This window comes from Pseudomonas sp. 5Vm1k (assembly GCF_056161485.1).
The window spans coordinates 385595-404706 of record NZ_JBSPCZ010000005.1 but is presented as its reverse complement, the minus strand read 5'-3'; the positions used below and the strand labels follow the sequence as shown (position 1 = coordinate 404706).

At 60.0% G+C, this 19112-nt stretch carries 12 protein-coding genes; 6 read left to right on the top strand and 6 right to left on the bottom strand.

Annotated features, from left to right (window positions below; all coding sequences use genetic code 11):
* Positions 1 to 187: 187 nt before the first annotated feature.
* The 4 genes from ligA to ACWIKB_RS13240 form a co-directional block, all read right to left on the bottom strand.
* A complete protein-coding gene (gene ligA, locus ACWIKB_RS13255; RefSeq protein WP_475267325.1) occupies positions 188 to 2545 on the bottom strand; it encodes an NAD-dependent DNA ligase LigA in 2358 nt (785 codons plus the stop codon).
* Between the two features lie 128 nt (positions 2546 to 2673).
* A complete protein-coding gene (gene zipA, locus ACWIKB_RS13250; RefSeq protein ID WP_475267324.1) occupies positions 2674 to 3528 on the bottom strand; it encodes a cell division protein ZipA in 855 nt (284 codons plus the stop codon).
* Between the two features lie 258 nt (positions 3529 to 3786).
* Positions 3787 to 7275, bottom strand: a complete 3489-nt coding sequence (smc, locus tag ACWIKB_RS13245; protein WP_475267322.1) for a chromosome segregation protein SMC — start codon at positions 7273 to 7275, stop codon at positions 3787 to 3789.
* A gap of 2 nt (positions 7276 to 7277) precedes the next feature.
* On the bottom strand, positions 7278 to 7937 hold the full coding sequence (locus tag ACWIKB_RS13240) for a GntR family transcriptional regulator (RefSeq protein ID WP_427631648.1): 660 nt from the start codon (positions 7935 to 7937) through the stop codon (positions 7278 to 7280).
* A gap of 265 nt (positions 7938 to 8202) precedes the next feature.
* Here ACWIKB_RS13240 and xdhA point away from each other — a divergent pair, with 265 nt between their 5' ends.
* From xdhA to guaD, 4 genes are all read left to right on the top strand, one after another.
* Positions 8203 to 9657, top strand: a complete 1455-nt coding sequence (xdhA, locus tag ACWIKB_RS13235) for a xanthine dehydrogenase small subunit (RefSeq protein WP_475267319.1) — start codon at positions 8203 to 8205, stop codon at positions 9655 to 9657.
* The gene (gene xdhB, locus ACWIKB_RS13230; RefSeq protein WP_475267318.1) at positions 9650 to 12049 is read left to right on the top strand and encodes a xanthine dehydrogenase molybdopterin binding subunit; all 2400 of its coding nucleotides are present in this window, start codon (positions 9650 to 9652) and stop codon (positions 12047 to 12049) included. Before xdhA ends, xdhB begins: the two co-directional genes overlap by 8 nt.
* Before the next feature lie 119 nt (positions 12050 to 12168).
* On the top strand, positions 12169 to 13014 hold the full coding sequence (gene xdhC, locus ACWIKB_RS13225; protein ID WP_475267316.1) for a xanthine dehydrogenase accessory protein XdhC: 846 nt from the start codon (positions 12169 to 12171) through the stop codon (positions 13012 to 13014).
* Between the two features lie 24 nt (positions 13015 to 13038).
* Positions 13039 to 14343 (top strand): guanine deaminase, encoded by a 1305-nt coding sequence (guaD, locus tag ACWIKB_RS13220; protein WP_475267314.1) that lies wholly within the window; start codon positions 13039 to 13041, stop codon positions 14341 to 14343.
* A gap of 155 nt (positions 14344 to 14498) precedes the next feature.
* On the opposite strand, the gene ACWIKB_RS13215 is transcribed toward guaD, so the two are convergent.
* A complete protein-coding gene (locus tag ACWIKB_RS13215; protein WP_054054029.1) occupies positions 14499 to 15263 on the bottom strand; it encodes a GntR family transcriptional regulator in 765 nt (254 codons plus the stop codon).
* Positions 15264 to 15624: 361 nt separating this feature from the next.
* Here ACWIKB_RS13215 and ACWIKB_RS13210 point away from each other — a divergent pair, with 361 nt between their 5' ends.
* Entirely contained in the window at positions 15625 to 16815 is a 1191-nt protein-coding gene (locus ACWIKB_RS13210) for a benzoate/H(+) symporter BenE family transporter (protein WP_475267311.1), read from the top strand.
* Positions 16816 to 16999: 184 nt separating this feature from the next.
* Here ACWIKB_RS13210 and ACWIKB_RS13205 read toward each other — a convergent pair whose 3' ends face one another.
* Positions 17000 to 17344, bottom strand: a complete 345-nt coding sequence (locus ACWIKB_RS13205; protein WP_046047888.1) for a YggL family protein — start codon at positions 17342 to 17344, stop codon at positions 17000 to 17002.
* A 234-nt stretch (positions 17345 to 17578) separates the two neighbouring features.
* On the opposite strand from ACWIKB_RS13205, the gene dacB reads away from it, so the two are divergent.
* Positions 17579 to 19039: a D-alanyl-D-alanine carboxypeptidase/D-alanyl-D-alanine endopeptidase gene (gene dacB, locus ACWIKB_RS13200; RefSeq protein ID WP_475267309.1), complete on the top strand. Its 1461-nt coding sequence runs from the start codon at positions 17579 to 17581 to the stop codon at positions 19037 to 19039.
* Positions 19040 to 19112: the final 73 nt, after the last annotated feature.

Below are 19112 nucleotides of genomic sequence, written 5' to 3'. Positions count from 1 at the left end.
CGAACTCTCCCTGAGGGGTGCCAAGACTAGATCATTTCAGCTCGCTGATCGTTCCCATAATTGTGCCGGAGAGCGTTTGTCTGTGGCGAGGGAGCTTGCTCCCGTTCGACTGCGCAGCAGGCGCCAGCATCGAGGGGGACCGCTTCGCGCTCCAGCGGGAGCAAGCTCCCTCGCCACAGGTCAGGTGTCAGATCGCAATGCCGTGTTTTTTCAGGAAGTCGACAAACGCTTCCTCATCCAGCACCTTCAACCCCAACTCATTGGCTTTGGCCAACTTCGAGCCAGCGCCCGGCCCGGCAACCACGCAATGGGTCTTGGCCGACACCGAACCCGCCACCTTCGCGCCAAGGCTCTCAAGCTTGTCCTTGGCCACATCACGGCTCATCAACTCCAGCGAACCGGTCAGTACCCAGGTCTGCCCGGCCAGCGGTAAACCTTCGACGACTTTTTTCTCGCTCTGCCAGTGCATGCCAAAATCACGCAATTGCTTTTCGGCCGCTTCAGCGATTTGACGATTACCCTCAACCGCAAAAAACTCCCGAACCGAATTCGCCTGCTTCTCCGGCAACGCCTGACGCATGTCCAACCAGTCAGCGTCGAAAACGCCTTTGAGCGATCCAAACTTGTCCGCCAGCTTCTGCGCCCCGCCCGGCCCGACAGAAGGAATGTGCAGCTTGTCGAGAAACCCACCGAGGGTGGTGCTCGCGGAAAACTCGGCGCCCAATTCGCCCTGATCCTGAATCTGCAAACCGTGTTTGAGCAGTTCCGCGATCACCTGCTGGTTATGCGCATCTTCAAAGAAGCTATGAATCTCATACGCCACTTCCAGGCCGACATCCGGCAAGTACGTCAACACTTGCGGCAACGCCTGCTGAACCCGCTCCAGCGAGCCCAGGGAGCGCGCCAACACCTTGGCCGTCTCTTCGCCGACATCGGGAATCCCGAGGGCGTAGATGAAACGCGCCAGGCTCGGTTGCTTGCTGTCTTCGATGGCGCTGAGCAGCTTTTTACTCGACAGCTCGGCAAAGCCTTCCAGGTCGACGATGTCTTCGAACTTCAGCGCATACAGATCCGCCGGCGAACTCACCAATCCTTCATCGACCAATTGCTCGACGCTCTTGTCGCCCAGGCCTTCGATATCCATGGCGCGACGGGAGACGAAATGGATGATCGCCTGCTTCAGTTGCGCGCCGCAGGCCAGACGCCCGACGCAGCGATACACCGCGCCTTCGCTGACGGTCTCGCGACCTTTGCTGCGCTTGACCAGTTGCGTGCGCTCCACGTGCGAGCCGCACACCGGGCACTGCTCGGGAATCTGTACTGCTCGTGCATTCTCCGGACGACGCTCAAGGACCACTTGCACCACTTGCGGAATCACATCTCCTGCGCGGCGGATGATCACGGTGTCGCCGATCATCAGGCCCAGTCGTGCGACTTCGTCCATGTTGTGCAACGTCGCATTGGCCACGGTGACGCCGGCCACTTTGACCGGTTTCAAGCGTGCGACCGGCGTTACGGCGCCGGTGCGGCCGACCTGGAATTCCACATCGAGCAACTCGGTGAGTTCTTCCATCGCCGGGAATTTGTGGGCAATCGCCCAACGCGGCTCGCGAGCACGGAAACCCAGCTCACGCTGCGAAGCGATGCTGTTGACCTTGAACACCACACCATCGATTTCATAGCCCAGCGCGTTACGGCGCTCGCCGATGTCGCGGTAGTAATCCAGGCATTCGCCGATGCCGTGCGCAAGTTTCAGTTCATGACTGATCGGCATACCCCAGACCTGCAACTGCTTGAGATTGCCAATGTGGGTGTCGGCGATATCCGCCGAAATCTGGCCGATGCCGTAGCAGCAGAATTCCAGCGGACGGTTGGCGGTGATCTTCGAATCGAGCTGGCGCAGGCTGCCCGCTGCGGCGTTACGCGGGTTGGCGAAGGTCTTGCCGCCGACTTCCAGTTGCGTGGCGTTGAGCCGTTCAAAACCGGCCTTGGACATGAACACTTCGCCGCGCACTTCCAAAGTCGCCGGCCAGCCGCTGCCATGCAGCTTGAGCGGAATGTTGCGCACGGTGCGCACGTTGACGCTGATGTCTTCGCCGGTGGTGCCGTCGCCGCGCGTCGCGCCGCGTACCAGCACACCGTCCTGATAAAGCAGGCTGACCGCCAGGCCATCCAGTTTTGGTTCGCAGCTGTATTCCACTGCTGCGCCACCACCGAACAGGTCGCCGGCCGGCAGGTCGAGGCCTTCGGTGACGCGGCGATCAAACTCGCGCATGTCGGTTTCTTCGAAGGCGTTGCCGAGGCTGAGCATCGGCACTTCATGGCGCACCTGGGTGAACGCCGACAGCGCTGCGCTGCCGACCCGCTGGGTCGGCGAGTCGCTGGTGATCAGTTCGGGATTGGCCGCTTCGAGGGCCTTGAGCTCATGGAACAACCGATCGTACTCGGCGTCAGGAATGCTCGGTTCGTCCATCACGTGATAGCGATAGTTGTGCTGATCCAGCTCAGCGCGCAGCTCTAGAATGCGGTTTTTGGCGGCGGTCATGGGTGTTCTCTCAAAAAGCAAAAGAGCAGCCGAGGCTGCTCAATCTCATCTCATCAGAATCAAAAGATCGCAGCCTCGTTTCACTCGACAGCTCCTACAGAGTGAAACGAGGCCGCGATCTTTTGACCTTAGCGCTTCTGGGTCAGGGCGCGACGTTCGAACTCAACGATGCGCTGACGGTAGTGCTCAATCGTCTGGGCCGTCAGCACGCTGCGCTGGTCGTCTTTCAGTTCGCCATTCAGCTCCTGGGACAGTTTGCGCGCGGCAGCCACCATCACGTCGAAGGCTTGCTTCGGATGACGCGGGCCTGGCAGACCGAGGAAGAAGCTCACCGCCGGGGTGCTGAAATGGTCGATGTCGTCCAGATCAAAAATACCCGGCTTGACCGCATTGGCCATGGAGAACAGCACTTCACCGTTGCCGGCCATGCTTTCGTGGCGATGGAAAATATCCATCTCGCCGAAACGCAGACCGCTTTCCAGAATGTTCTGCAACAGCGCCGGGCCTTTGAAGCCGGCAGCGTCGCGGCAGATCACGCTGATCACCAGCACTTCTTCGGCTTGCGGTTGTTCTTTGTCGCTGACCGCAGGAGAAGCCTTGGTGTCGTCCGGGAAATCGTCGTCACGGCTGCTGAAGCTCGGGCCGCCGTCCAGGTCCAGGCTGAGGTTCATATCACCCTGGGAAGGCTCGGCATGGCCACGCTTGCCGCGCTTGGAACCCGACTCACGGGTTTCCCGGGCTGGCATGCTCACCGACGGCAGATCGTGCTCGTCCAGTTGCGGCTCTTTATGGGTATCCAGCACCCGAGGCGGGCCCAACAGCTCGGCGCTGGTGTCCTCGTCCGGCAGGTTGGACAGACTTCGATCAAGACGGAATTTCAGTTTTCCCTTGCCGCCGCGCATGCGACGCCAGCCATCGAAAAGAATACCGGCAATGACAATAATGCCGATGACGATCAGCCACTCGCGCAGACCGATTTCCATGTAATCCCGTGCCTCTATAAAAAATGCTGAAAAATAAGGGGTTTACAACGTGCAAACCGCTTTAAAACGTGGCGCCAACTCTATGTTCTGACAGGCGTTTTGCCCACGTATACGAAAAATTGACATTAAACTAGCACGACCAAAGGCAACTTTACACCGTCTGTCACAATGGCTTCAGCGAATATGTCGTTTGGCCAGCAAGTAAAGGAGAAGTAAATAAGCCTACAGCGCTTGAATACTTGCCCTACAGCCAGTGACTCAGGCATCCACCATCGCCATCGCCTCCTCGACATCCACTGCCACCAAGCGTGAGCAACCCGGTTCGTGCATCGTCACCCCCATCAATTGATCTGCCATTTCCATGGCGATCTTGTTGTGGGTGATGTAGATGAATTGCACCGTCTGCGACATCTCTTTGACCAGCCGTGCGTAGCGTCCAACGTTAGCGTCATCCAGTGGCGCGTCAACTTCATCGAGCATGCAGAACGGCGCCGGGTTCAACTTGAAGATCGCAAAAACCAGGGCCAATGCGGTCAGGGCTTTTTCGCCACCGGAGAGCAAATGGATGGTGCTGTTCTTCTTCCCTGGCGGTCGCGCCATGATCGTTACCCCTGTATCGAGTAGATCTTCGCCCGTCAGTTCCAAATACGCGCTGCCGCCACCGAAAACTTTTGGGAAAAGTGCCTGAATTCCGGCATTGATCTGATCAAAGGTATCTTTGAAGCGGTTTCGCGTCTCTTTATCGATCTTGCGAATCACGTTTTCCAACGTATCCAGCGCTTCCACCAGATCGTCGTTCTGAGCATCCAGATAACGTTTACGCTCGGATTGTTGCGTGTATTCGTCGATGGCCGCGAGGTTGATCGCACCGAGACGCGCAATGCGCGCGGCAATGCGCTCCAGTTCTTCCTCGGCTTCTTTCTCGTTGGCCTCGGCCACCAGAGTTGCGATCACGCCGTGGAGGTCGTAGCCGTCTTCCAGCAATTGATCTTCCAGGGTCTTGCGCCGCACGGTCAGGGCTTGCCATTCCATGCGCTGGTGTTCGAGTTGGCCACGAATCAATTGCGATTGCTGCTCGGCCTGATTACGGCGCTTCTCGGCGTCACGCAGTTCGCGGCCGGCGTCTTCCATGGCGAGTTGTGCCGTCTTGAGCTCTTCGTCGACGGTCATGCGCTTGTCGAGCAACTCTTCAAGTTTGAGGCGCAACTCTTCCAGCGGCGCCTCGCCCTCCTCCAGATTGAGACTGAGTTGCTCGCGCTTCTCGGTCAGGCGTTCGGACTGCATCTCCAAACGCTCCAGGGCCTGGCGCGTGGAATCGTGTTGCGCCTTGAGCGAACCCAGGCGCACCGCCAATTGATGCGCGTGATCCTTATGCTGCCGGGCTTCCTGACGCACACGGTCGAGGCGTTCGCGCAAGCTGTCGCGCTGGGCCAGCAGCAACTCGCGTTGCTCAGTGTCCAGCGCCATGCTGTCGAGCGCTTCCTGCAATTGCAGGCGCGCCTCGCCGATGTTTTCGTGTTCCAGAGCGCGCTGTTCGCCGAGCTCGGTGAGTTCTTCGTCGAGACGCGTACGGCGCAGGGTCAGTTGTTCAGCCTTGGCTTTCCCAGCCGATAACTGCGCTTTCAATTCACCTTGCTGACGGGCTTCGTCTTGCAGCAGACGGCGCAAATGTTCGCGACCGTTTTCCTGCTGACGCTGTTGCGCCCGCAGGTTTTGCAGTTCGGTTTCCAGGGTTTCGACCGTGGCTTCGCGCTCTTCGCGCTCAAGCCCCAGTTGCTGGATTTCCTGACCACGGGCGAGCACGCCGCTTTCCGCTTCACTGGCACGACGCACGCGTAAAAAGTGTCGACCGACCCAGTAGCCATCGCGGCTGATAAGGCTCTCGCCAGGCTTCAATTGACCGCGCAAGGCCAGGGCCTGTTCGAGGTTATCCACCGGTTTGACCTGCCCCAGCCACGGCGACAGATCAATCTGCGCCTCGACCTTGTCGAGCAAACTCCCGGCCACGCGCACGCCATCGCTGGCGGGGCTGAGCAAACGCAGATCGCCTTGGGAAAACCCGGCCAGATCGAAATCGCCAAAGTCATCCACCAGCACCGCTTGCAGGTCGGCGCCGAGCACGGTTTCTACCGCCAGCTCCCAACCTGCTTCTACCTTCAGGCCTTCGGCCAGGCGCGGACGCTCCGCCAGATTCTGTTCACGCAACCATTCGGCAGTGCCGGTGCCCGGATCAAGCGCGGCTTGTTGCAAGGCCTCAAGGGACGCGAGACGCCCATTGAGGCGCTGCAAATCGCCCTGTGCTTGTTGCTGCGCCGTCAGCGCGTGCTGCAATTCCTGACGCAGTTGTTCAAGCTTTTCGACCTGAGCTTGTTCACTGGTCTGCAAATCCTCAAGCGTCGCTTCGGATTCAGCGAGCTGCTCGCTGAGCTCCATGATCGCCGCATCTTCCGGGTCTGCCGAGAGCAACGCGCGCTCCTCGCCCAGACGCTTCTGGCGATCGGCCAAACGCTCCATGCTGGTTTCCAGCTGCTGGATTCGCGATTGCTGCACTTCAGACTGGCGACGCGGTTCGGCGGCCGTGAGGTTGAAGGTGTCCCACTGCTCCTGCCACGCATGCATGGTGGTTTCGGATTCTTCCAGCGCGGCAGCGGCTTCTTCGGCGGCGGCGCTGGTGACTTCCTGCTCTGGCGTGAGCATGTCGAGCTCTTCGCCGAGGGTCAGCAGCAAGGTGCGGTCGTGGCCCAAGTGCGATTCGGTTTCCAGACGCGCGCGCTCAGCTTCCTTCAGATCATCCTGCAACTGGCGCAAACGCTGCTGGCCGTGCTGGATGCTCTGCTCGACCCGGGCGATGTCGCCGCCGACCGAATAGAAGCGCCCCTGCACCAGATTGAAGCGCTCGGACAGGTCATGGTGACCGTCACGCAGGCGTTCAATCGCCGCATCAGCGTTGCGTTGTTCGGCGACCAAGGCTTCGAAAGTGATTTCCTGGTTGCCGATGATTGCTTCGCGCTGCCCGACCTGTTCGTTCAACGCCTGCCAGCGCAGGGCCGACAACTGGGCCTTGAGCTGACGCTCTTCGCCTTTGTATTCCTGATATTTCTTGGCGGACTCGGCCTGGCGGTGCAAGCGCTCAAGTTGACGCTCCAGCTCGTCACGCAAATCGGTCAGGCGCGCAAGGTTTTCGTGGGTGCGGCGGATGCGGTTTTCAGTCTCGCGCCGGCGCTCCTTGTACTTGGAAATGCCGGCCGCTTCTTCAATAAAGTTACGCAGGTCTTCAGGCTTGGCTTCGATCAGCTTGGAGATCATGCCCTGCTCGATGATCGAGTAGCTGCGCGGACCCAGGCCGGTGCCAAGGAAGATATCGGTGATATCGCGGCGACGGCATTTGGTGCCGTTGAGGTAATAGCTGTTCTGGCTGTCGCGGGTAACTTTGCGGCGAATCGAGATTTCCGCGTAGGCCGCGTATTCGCCGACCAGGGTGCCGTCGGAGTTGTCGAACACCAGTTCGATGCTCGCCTGGCTCACCGGTTTACGGCTGGTCGAGCCGTTAAAGATGACGTCGGTCATCGACTCGCCGCGCAGGTTTTTGGCCGAGCTCTCGCCCATCACCCAACGCACGGCGTCGATGATGTTCGACTTGCCGCAACCATTGGGCCCGACCACCGCCGCCATGTTACTGGGGAAGTTCACCGTGGTCGGGTCGACGAAGGATTTGAACCCCGCCAGTTTGATGCACTTGAGCCGCACGCTTAAGCGACCGTCAGGGCGGAAACCACCAGATCACAGCTGCGCTGGGCATAAGCCGTCAGCACCACACGAATCTGCGGAAAGTCACGGGCGATCACGGCGGCGAGCAAACGCTCGAACAACTCCAGGAATTCGCTCATCTCGGCCTTGCGCTGTTCCAGGGCGAGGAAATACGCGCGGCTCATGGCCGGTTGCAGGTTCTCGACGGTTTCCTGCAAGTACGGGTTGTTGGCGAACGGGTACGCGGCGCGCATCACGCTGAAGCTGTCATCGACGAACGTGCGGATGTCCTGGCGCTCGTAGCTGGCGGTCAGGCGCTGCTGAATCTGCACGAACGGCGCCAGGTCGGCCTGGACTTGCCAGCCAGTGGCCACGGCGTTGCCGAGCAAGATGTACAACTCGCTCATCAACGTGCACAGGCTCTGGACCTTGTGCGCGGTAAGTTCGGTCACGTGGGCACCACGTCGCGGCAGAATCGCGATCAAGTGGCGGCGTTCGAGGATCAGCAAAGCCTCACGGACCGAACCGCGGCTGACATTGAGGGCCAGCGTGACCTTCTGTTCCTGGATTCGCTCTCCCGGCTTCATTTCGCCGCGAATGATACGTTCGGCGAGGTGGTGAGCGATTTGCTCGGCGAGGCTGTCCGGCGCCTTGAACGTCATGGTTGTCCTTCAAACTCTTCGATCTGCACAAGCGGCGCAGTGTAGCGCAATTGGTACGTCATGGCGGAGTGCCCACCCGGCGGTTTTTGGCACGAATTAAGCAAAAAGCAAGCTATCGAGTCAGGGTCAATACTGATGAAACGCGCTGTTGATCGCCAAAACGGGTTTTCCTGACCTTTAAGTCAGAAAATCATTGACCGAAAAGTCAGACCTGATAAATTCGGCTCAATCGGTTAACAACAATAATGAGTCTGCGAGGCCTTCCGTGATCCAGTTTTTACTAAACCAGGAACTCCGTAGCGAGCACGCCCTGGACCCGAACCTGACCGTGCTCAATTACTTGCGCGACCATGTGGGCAAACCCGGCACCAAAGAAGGCTGCGCCAGCGGTGACTGTGGCGCGTGCACCGTGGTGGTTGGCGAGTTGCAAACGGATGACGACGGCCGCGAACACATTCGCTATCGCAGCCTCAACTCGTGCCTGACGTTCGTTTCGTCGCTGCACGGCAAACAACTGATCAGCGTCGAAGACCTCAAGCACAAAGGCGAACTGCACAGCGTGCAGAAAGCCATGGTCGAGTGCCACGGCTCGCAATGCGGTTTCTGCACTCCTGGCTTCGTGATGTCTCTGTTCGCGTTGCAAAAGAACAGCGACGAACCCGACTCCCATAAAGCCCACGAAGCGCTGGCCGGCAACCTCTGCCGTTGCACCGGCTATCGGCCGATCCTGCAAGCCGCCGAACAGTCCTGCTGCGGCAAGCAACCGGACCAGTTCGACGCCCGCGAGGCCGACACCATCGCCCGCCTGAAAGCCATCGCCCCGACCGACATCGGCGAACTCAACAGTGGTGACAAGCGCTGCCTGGTGCCGCTGACCGTCGCTGATCTGGCCGACCTCTACGACGCTTATCCACAGGCGCGGTTGCTGGCCGGCGGCACCGATCTGGCGCTGGAAGTCACGCAGTTCCACCGCACCTTGCCGGTGATGATCTACGTCGGCAACGTCGCCGAGATGAAGCGCATCGAAACCTTTGACGACCGCATCGAAATCGGCGCTGCCACCGCACTCTCCGACTGCTACGAAGCGCTGAACGCCGAGTACCCTGATTTCGGCGAACTGCTGCACCGTTTCGCGTCGCTGCAAATCCGCAATCAGGGCACCCTTGGCGGCAACATCGGCAATGCTTCGCCGATTGGTGACTCGCCACCGCTGCTGATCGCGCTCGGCGCGCAGGTTGTGTTGTGCAAGGGCGAAACCCGCCGCACGCTGAACCTCGACGATTACTTCATCGATTACAAAGTGACTGCGCGCCAGGAAAGCGAGTTCATCGAAAAGATCATCGTGCCCCGCGCCAGCGCCGAACAATTGTTCCGTGCGTACAAGGTTTCCAAGCGCCTGGACGATGACATTTCTGCGGTCTGCGCCGCGTTCAATTTGCGCGTGGAGAACGGCGTCATCACCGACGCCCGCATCGCTTTCGGCGGCATGGCCGCGATCCCGAAACGCGCCGCCCATTGCGAAACCGTGCTGATCGGCGCGCCGTTCAATAGCGCGTTGGTCGAACGCGCCTGCACCGCCCTGGCCGATGATTTCACGCCGCTCTCGGACTTCCGCGCCAGCAAGGAATATCGCCTGCTTAGCGCGCAAAACCTGCTGCGCAAATACTTCATCGAACTGCAAACGCCGCACATCGAGACTCGGGTGACCGCTTATGTCTAATCATCACGCTGTAGAGAAGACCCAAGCCGAACTGGCTGAACTGTTCGCCAAAGACCTGACCACCGGTGTCGGCCGCAGCGTCAAGCACGACAGCGCCGCCAAGCATGTGTCCGGCGAAGCGCAGTACATCGACGACCGGTTGGAATTCCCGAATCAACTGCACGTTTACGCACGCCTGTCGGACCGCGCCCACGCGAAGATCATCAGCATCGACACCAAGCCGTGCTACGCCTTTGAAGGTGTGCGCATCGCCATCACCCACGAAGACGTGCCGGGCCTGAAAGACATCGGTCCGCTGCTGCCGGGTGATCCGCTGCTGGCCATCGATGATGTGCAATTCGTCGGGCAACCGGTGCTCGCCGTCGCCGCGAAAGATCTGGAAACTGCACGCAAAGCAGCGATGGCCGCGATCATCGAATACGAAGATCTGGAGCCGGTGCTGGACGTGGTTGAAGCGCTGCGCAAACGCCACTTCGTGCTCGACAGCCATACCCATCAGCGCGGCGATTCGGCCGGTGCTCTGGCGACTGCCGAACACCGCATTCAAGGCACGCTGCACATCGGCGGCCAGGAACATTTCTATCTCGAAACCCAGATCTCTTCGGTGATGCCGACTGAAGACGGCGGGATGATCGTCTACTGCTCCACGCAAAACCCGACCGAAGTGCAGAAGCTGGTGGCTGAAGTGCTCGACGTGTCGATGAATAAAATCGTGGTCGACATGCGCCGCATGGGCGGTGGTTTTGGTGGCAAGGAAACCCAGGCGGCGAGCCCTGCTTGTCTCTGCGCAGTGGTCGCGCACCTCACCGGCCAGCCGACCAAGATGCGCCTGCCCCGCGTCGAAGACATGCTGATGACCGGCAAGCGTCACCCGTTTTACGTCGAGTATGACGTCGGTTTCGACAGCACCGGTCGCCTGCACGGCATCGCCCTGGAACTGGCCGGCAACTGCGGTTGCTCGCCGGACCTGTCAGCGTCGATTGTCGACCGTGCGATGTTCCATGCCGACAATTCGTACTACCTCGGCGACGCGACCATCAACGGTCATCGCTGCAAGACCAACACCGCGTCGAACACCGCTTACCGTGGTTTCGGCGGCCCGCAAGGTATGGTTGCCATCGAAGAAGTGATGGACGCCATCGCACGGCATTTGGCCCTCGATCCACTGGCGGTACGCAAGGCCAACTACTACGGCAAGACCGAGCGCAACGTCACCCATTACTACCAGACCGTCGAGCACAACATGCTCGAGGAAATGACCGCCGAACTGGAAGAAAGCAGCCAGTACGCCGAGCGCCGCGAAGCGATCCGTCGTTACAACGCCAACAGCCCGATCCTGAAAAAAGGCCTGGCGCTGACCCCGGTGAAATTTGGTATTTCCTTCACCGCGAGCTTCCTGAACCAGGCCGGTGCGCTGGTGCACGTCTACACCGACGGCAGCATCCATTTGAACCACGGCGGCACCGAGATGGGCCAGGGCCTGAACACCAAAGTCGCGCAAGTCGTGGCCGAAGTGTTCCAGGTGGAAATGGACCGCGTGCAGATCACCGCGACCAACACCGACAAGGTGCCGAACACCTCGCCGACCGCCGCGTCCAGTGGCGCCGATTTGAACGGTAAAGCTGCGCAAAACGCTGCGGAAATCATCAAGAAACGCCTGGTGGAATTCGCCGCGCGCCACTACAAGGTCAGCGAAGAAGACGTGGAATTCCATAACGGCCATGTGCGGGTTCGCGACCACATCCTGACCTTCGAAGCGCTGATCCAGCAGGCGTATTTCGCCCAGGTTTCGTTGTCGAGCACCGGGTTCTACAAGACCCCGAAAATCTTCTACGACCGCAGCCAGGCCCGGGGCCGTCCGTTCTACTACTTCGCCTTCGGCGCGGCGTGCTGCGAAGTGATCGTCGACACCCTGACCGGCGAATACAAAATGCTCCGTACCGACATCCTCCATGACGTTGGCGCCTCGCTGAACCCGGCCATAGACATCGGCCAGGTCGAGGGCGGTTTCATCCAGGGCATGGGGTGGCTGACCATGGAAGAACTGGTGTGGAACAACAAAGGCAAACTCATGACCAACGGCCCGGCGAGCTACAAGATCCCGGCCGTGGCGGACATGCCGCTGGACCTGCGGGTGAAGCTGGTGGAAAACCGCAAGAACCCGGAAGACACGGTGTTCCATTCCAAGGCTGTGGGCGAGCCGCCGTTCATGCTCGGCATCGCCTCGTGGTGTGCGATCAAGGACGCCGTGGCCAGTCTTGGCGACTACAAGCATCAACCGAACATCGACGCACCGGCGACCCCGGAGCGGGTGTTGTGGGGTTGTGAGCAGATGCGGCAGTTGAAGGTGGCGAAGGCTGTCGAGGCTGAGCCGGAGTTGGCTTCGCTTTAAGGACCGAGGCGCGGCCTTCGCGGGCAAGCCTCGCTCCCACAGGGGAATGCATTCCAAATGTGGGAGCGAGCCTGCTCGCGAATGGGCCCGAACAGACAACACAGATGTCGAGGTGAAACATGTACAACTGGATCGACGCCCTCGCCGACCTGCAATCCCAAGGCGAACCCTGCGTGTTGGTGACCATCATCGAAGAGCTCGGCTCGACGCCGCGCAATGCCGGTTCGAAAATGGTCATCAGCGCCAGCCAGACCTTCGACACCATCGGTGGCGGGCACCTGGAATACAAAGCCATGCAGATCGGCCGCGAGATGCTCGCCAGCGGCAAACAGGACACGCACCTGGAGCGCTTCAGCCTCGGCGCCAGCCTCGGTCAGTGCTGCGGCGGCGTGACGGTGTTGCTGTTTGAGCCGATGGGCCAGGTCCAGGCGCAGATCGCCGTGTTCGGTGCCGGGCATGTCGGCCGGGCGCTGGTGCCGCTGCTCGCCAGCCTGCCCTGCCGAGTGCGCTGGATCGATTCCCGGGAAGCGGAATTCCCGGAACAGATTCCCCACGGCGTGCGTAAAATCGTCGCCGAAGAACCGGTGGATGAAATCGATAACCTGCCCGTCGGCAGCTATTGCATCGTCATGACCCACAACCACCAGCTCGACCTCGAACTCACCGCCGCGATCCTCAAACGCAACGATTTCACCTACTTCGGCCTGATCGGTTCGAAGACCAAACGGGTGAAGTTCGAACATCGCCTGCGTGATCGCGGTTTCGACAGCGACGTGCTGCAACGCATGCGCTGCCCGATGGGCATCGGCGAAGTCAAAGGCAAGTTGCCTGTGGAAATCGCCATCTCCATCGCCGGCGAAATCATCGCCACCTATAACGCGAACTTCGGCCAGCAGACCGCCAGCGCCGGATCATCGATTGCCAAACTGCTGCCTGCTTCACGCCGCAGCCAAGCCTCTAATTGATAAGCCTAGAAACCGGGAACCCACATGCCTTTCACTCGCAAAGCCTACCGCGCCGCCATCCTGCACAGCATCGCCGACCCCGCTGAAGTGGGGATCGAAGCGTCCTATGAGTATTTCGAGGACGGCCTGCTGGTAGTCGAGAACGGCCAGATCAGCGCCATCGGTCACGCCACCGAACTGTTGTCGACGCTGCCGGCAGACATCGAGATCACGCATTATCAGGACGCGCTGATCACTCCGGGCCTGATCGACACCCACATCCATTTGCCGCAAACCGGCATGGTTGGCGCTTACGGCGAACAATTGCTGGACTGGCTCAACACCTACACCTTCCCGTGCGAAAGCCAGTTCGCCGACAAGGCTCACGCCGATGAAGTGGCGGACATTTTCATCAAGGAACTGCTGCGCAACGGCACCACCACCGCGCTGGTGTTCGGCAGCGTGCACCCGCAATCGGTGAACTCGTTCTTCGAAGCCGCGCAGCAACTGGATCTGCGGATGATCGCCGGCAAGGTGATGATGGACCGCAACGCGCCGGACTACCTGACCGACACCGCCGAATCCAGCTACGTGGAAAGCAAGGCGCTGATCGAGCGCTGGCACGGCAAGGGCCGCTTGCACTACGCGGTCACCCCGCGTTTCGCCCCAACCAGTACCCCGGAACAACTGACCCTCGCCGGCCAGTTGCTCGGCGAATACCCTGACTTGTACATGCAGACCCACATCAGCGAAAACCTGAAGGAAGTCGAGTGGGTCAAGGAACTGTTCCCGGAGCGTAAGGGCTACCTCGACGTTTACGATCACTACCAACTGCTGGGCGAGCGCTCGGTGTTCGCCCACGGCGTGCACCTGTGCGACGACGAGTGCGCGCGGCTGGCAGAAACCGGCTCGGCGATTGCCTTCTGCCCGACCTCGAACTTCTTCCTCGGCAGCGGCTTATTCAACCTGCCGATGGCCGAGAAGCACAAACTGAATGTCGGTCTGGGCACGGACGTGGGCGGCGGCACCAGTTTCTCGCTGCTGCAAACCCTGAACGAAGCGTACAAGGTCATGCAGCTGCAAGGTGCGCGGCTGAGCCCGTTCAAATCGCTGTACCTGGCGACCCTCGGTGGTGCGCGGGCGCTGCGTCTTGAAGACAAGATCGGTACGCTGCACGCGGGCACCGATGCGGACTTCCTGGTGCTGGATTACAACGCCACGCCACTGCTGAGCTATCGCTTGAAGCAGGCGAATAACATTGCCGAGACGTTGTTTGTGTTGATGACGCTGGGGGATGACCGGACGGTGTTGCAGACGTATGCAGCGGGGAAATTGGTGCATCAGCGCTGAGGTTTCTTCGGGCATAAAAAATCCCCCGCAATCGATGGTTGCGGGGGATTTTTTGTGTTCTTGAGGACGCCTTCGCGAGCAAGCCCGCTCCCACATTTGAAATGCATTCTCCTGTGGGAGCGGGCTTGCTCGCGAAGGCCGCGCCGCGGTCTGACTTACAACTTCGCGGTCGATCGCCCAGGCTTCTTGGTCTGCAGCAAATGCGAGAACACCGCGTGCAAATCATCCGACGCGCTTTCTTCGTCGAGGTTGAGTTTGCTGTCGATGTGATCCATGTGATGCATCATCAGGTCCACTGCCAACTCACCGTTGCGCGCTTCGATCGCGTCGATCAACTGGGTGTGTTCATCATAAGAACAGTGCGAACGGTTGCCGCTTTCGTACTGGGCGATGATCAACGAAGTCTGGGACACCAGGCTGCGCTGGAAGCTGATCAGCGGCGCATTCTTCGCCGCTTCGGCGAGTTTCAGGTGGAATTCGCCCGACAGACGGATGCCGGCGCCGCGATCGCCACGGGAGAAGCTGTCGCGTTCGTCATTGACCATTTGGCGCAATTCGGCGATCTGCTCGGCGGTAGCGTGCTGCACCGCCAGTTCAGTGATCGCACGCTCGACCAGACGGCGCGCGAGGAACACCTGACGGGCCTCTTCGACGCTCGGGCTGGCGACGACCGCGCCACGGTTCGGCCGCAGCAATACCACGCCTTCATGGGCCAGGCGCGACAGCGCGCGGCGAATGATGGTGCGGCTGACCCCGAAAATTTCCCCCAGCGCTTCTTCGCTCAACTTGGTGCCGGGCGCCAGGCGCTGTTCGAGGATGGCCTCGAAGATATGCGCGTAGACAATATCGTCCTGGGTACCGCTGCGGCCGGCTTTGCCTGCTCGCGGTTGTTTCTTTAGGGGCTGCAACTGTTCGTTCATGGGCACTCGAGTCGGGAGAACTGCGGCGAATAGACCGTGACTGTAATACGGCACAGTGGGTCGCTGGCAAGTATCGCGTAAAAAACACCACGATTGTACACAATGGATGGTGGCAACACGACTGTATGGCTGATTGCGGCCTCGGCTGTATTGCAACGGTCCGTTACATTTGAGTTTAGGCTTGAACCCGCAATCCGCCGCTTGATCGCAATCTCCCCCTGTGGGAGCGGGCTTGCTCGCGAAGACGTCGGCACATCCAACATCAATGTCAACTGATACACCGTCTTCGCGAGCAAGCCCGCTCCCACAGGGGTCCAGCGTTGCTGCGGACATCTTCACCAGAACAAGGAACACCGCTGTCATGAACGACGCCATGCAAACGCAACTGCGCCCCTTGGCCGACACGTCACCTTCGGCCATCGTCGCCGGTTTCATCGCGATGATGACCGGCTACACCAGTTCCCTGGTCCTGATGTTCCAGGCCGGGCAAGCGGCGGGCCTGACCAGCGGGCAGATTTCCTCGTGGATCTGGGCGATTTCGATTGGCATGGCGATCTGCTCGATCGGTCTGTCCCTGCGTTATCGCACGCCAATCACCATTGCCTGGTCCACGCCCGGCGCGGCGTTGCTGATCACCAGCCTGGGCGGTGTGACCTACGGCGAAGCCATCGGCGCCTATATCACCTGCGCGGTGCTGGTGACGATTTGTGGCCTGACCGGCAGCTTTGAACGGCTGGTGAAAAAAATCCCGGCGTCGCTGGCAGCGGCGCTGCTGGCCGGGATTCTGTTCAAGATCGGCAGCGAAATTTTCGTCGCGGCCCAGCATCGCACGGCGTTGGTATTGGGGATGTTCTTCACTTACCTGGTGGTCAAGCGCCTGTCGCCGCGTTACGCGGTGCTCGCCGCGCTGTTGATCGGCACGGCGCTGTCCGGGTTCATGGGGCTGCTGGATTTCAGCGGTTTTCATCTGGAGCTGGCGACACCGGTCTGGACCACGCCGCACTTCTCCCTGGCGGCGACCATCAGCATCGGCATTCCGCTGTTTGTGGTGGCGATGACCTCGCAGAACATGCCCGGCATCGCCGTGTTGCGCGCTGACGGCTATAACGTGCCAGCCTCGCCGCTGATCACCACCACCGGCATTGCTTCGTTGCTGCTGGCACCATTCGGCTCCCACGGCATCAACCTGGCAGCCATCAGCGCGGCGATCTGCACCGGGCCGCACGCCCATGAGGATCGCAACAAGCGCTACACCGCGGCGGTCTGGTGCGGGATTTTCTACGGGATTGCCGGGGTGTTTGGCGCGACGCTGGCGGCGTTGTTTGCCGCGTTGCCTAAAGAGTTGGTGCTGTCGATTGCGGCGCTGGCGCTGTTCGGTTCGATCATCAATGGCTTGAGCATTGCCATGAGCGAAGTGAAGGAACGGGAAGCAGCGCTGGTGACTTTTATGGTCACGGCGTCGGGGCTGACGCTGTTTTCCATCGGGTCGGCGTTTTGGGGGATTGTGGCGGGGGTGTTGACGTTGTTGATTTTGAATTGGCGTAAGGCTTGAGGGCCTCTTCGCGGGCAAGCCTCGCTCCTACAGGTTTAGCGCGAGCCCTTGTAGGAGCGAGGCTTGCCCGCGAAGGCATTCCCCCGATCAACATCGCAGGCCAAGCCATGCACTTACAAAACGCAGGCATAAAAAAACGGCGACCCTTGGGTCGCCGCTTTTTTTAAGACAAAAAGCTATGACATCAAGCTACCGGATTGATCGGCTTTTCCGGGTACCAGACGTCGATCAGCGGGCTGACGGTTGCTTCGGTCAGTTCGCTGCGGCCTTTGAGCCAGGCTTCAACAGCAACACGCTGCTCTTCAGACACCGAGCCGCGTTTCTGCAGGCAAACCAGACCGAAGTCGTCGCCGCCAACATAACCCAGACCGTTGGCTTCCATGGCTTCTTTCAGGAACGCGTCGAGGAAAGCATCAATGGCTTCATCAGCCAAATCTTCTTTGAAATCCAGGTTCAGTTCGAAACCCAGCTCTTGAAATTCATCGACGCACAGTTTTTTGCGCAGACGCTGGGAACGGTTAGTCGCCATTGGAACAATCCTCATAAGTAATAACGGGCGGCACTTTAGCAGTTTAAGGCGCTAATTGCCCGTTCCACGGCGGGCACCTGCCTACCGTCGGTAAAAAAATAGCGAATTAGAGGGCCGGGGCTTGGCACACGCCGCGTCACCTTGGGGCATAATGCCGACACTTTCATGACCACTGAGGGATTTTATCTTCATGCCCTCGCCTTTTTTCCCCTCGCCCGTAGGGTTTTACTTCATATGATCAAATCTTTGCGTCCACTGTTACTCGCCAGTCTTCTTCTGCCCCTGGCCCTCCCGGTTTCCGCTGCTCAGATCAATACCTCGCTGACGCCCAACGTTGAAAAAGCCCTCAAGGCCAGCAAGTTGCAGGACAGCGCCCTGTCCCTGGTGATGCTCCCGCTCGACGGCCCCGGCACCCCGACCATTTTCAACGCAGACGTTTCGGTCAACCCGGCCTCGACCATGAAACTGGTCACCACGTATGCGGCCCTGGAAATGCTTGGCCCGAACCATCAGTGGAAAACCGAGTTCTACACCGACGGCACCCTCAGCGGCGGCATCCTCAATGGCAACCTCTACCTCAAGGGTGGCGGCGATCCGAAGCTGAACATGGAAAAACTCTGGCTGCTGATGCGCGACCTGCGGGCCAACGGCGTGACACAAGTCACCGGCAACCTGGTGCTGGATCGCAGCTTCTTTGTGCAGCCGCAACTGCCGGAATTCAACGACGACGGCAATGACGAGAACAAGCCGTTCCTGGTCAAGCCCGACTCGCTGATGGTCAACCTCAAGGCCTTGCGCTTTGTGGCGCGCAACGACAACGGCAAGGTGCTGGTGTCGGTAGAGCCGCCGATTGCGACGATTAACATCGACAATCAGGTCAAGGCGATCAATTCCAAGCAATGCACCGGTGGCGTGCGCTATAACCCAGTGACGCAGGCAGACGGCAGCGTCACCGTGACGGTCGGTGGCCAGTTGGGCGACGGTTGCAGCTCGCAGACCTACCTGTCGCTGCTCGATCACGCGACCTACACCGCCGGCGCCGTGCGGGCGATCTGGAAAGAACTGGGTGGCAGCATCCAGGGCAAGGACGTGCTGGCAGCGACGCCAAAAGATGCCAAGGTGCTGGCGCGGGCGTTCTCGCCGGATCTGGCGGAAATCATTCGCGACATCAACAAATACAGTAACAACACCATGGCCCAGCAGCTGTTCCTGAGCCTGGGCCAGAAGTTTCGCAATGATGCCGATGGCGATGATGCCAAGGCTGCCCAACGCATCGTGCGTCAGTGGCTGGCCCAGAAAGGCATCACCGCGCCGCACCTGGTGATGGAGAACGGCTCCGGCCTGTCCCGCGCCGAACGGGTGAGCGCCCGTGAAATGGCCGGCATGCTGCAAGCCGCATGGCACAGCCCGTACGCGGCTGAGTTCATCAGCTCGCTGCCGATCGCCGGCACCGACGGCACCATGCGCAAACGCCTGAAGACCACCGCCATGCGCGGTGAAGCCCACATCAAGACCGGCACCCTGAACACCGTGCGCGCCATCTCCGGCTTTAGTCGCGACGTCAATGGCAACACCTGGGCCGTGGTGGCGATCCTCAACGACAAGGCTCCGTTTGGCGCTTCTTCGGTGCTGGATCAGGTGCTGCTGGACCTGTATCGCCAGCCTAAGGTGGCGGCGACGGCTTCGGTACTCTAAAGCACTACAAATCCAAATGTGGGAGCGGGCTTGCTCGCGAAAGCGGTGTGTCATTCAACATTAATGTCGACTG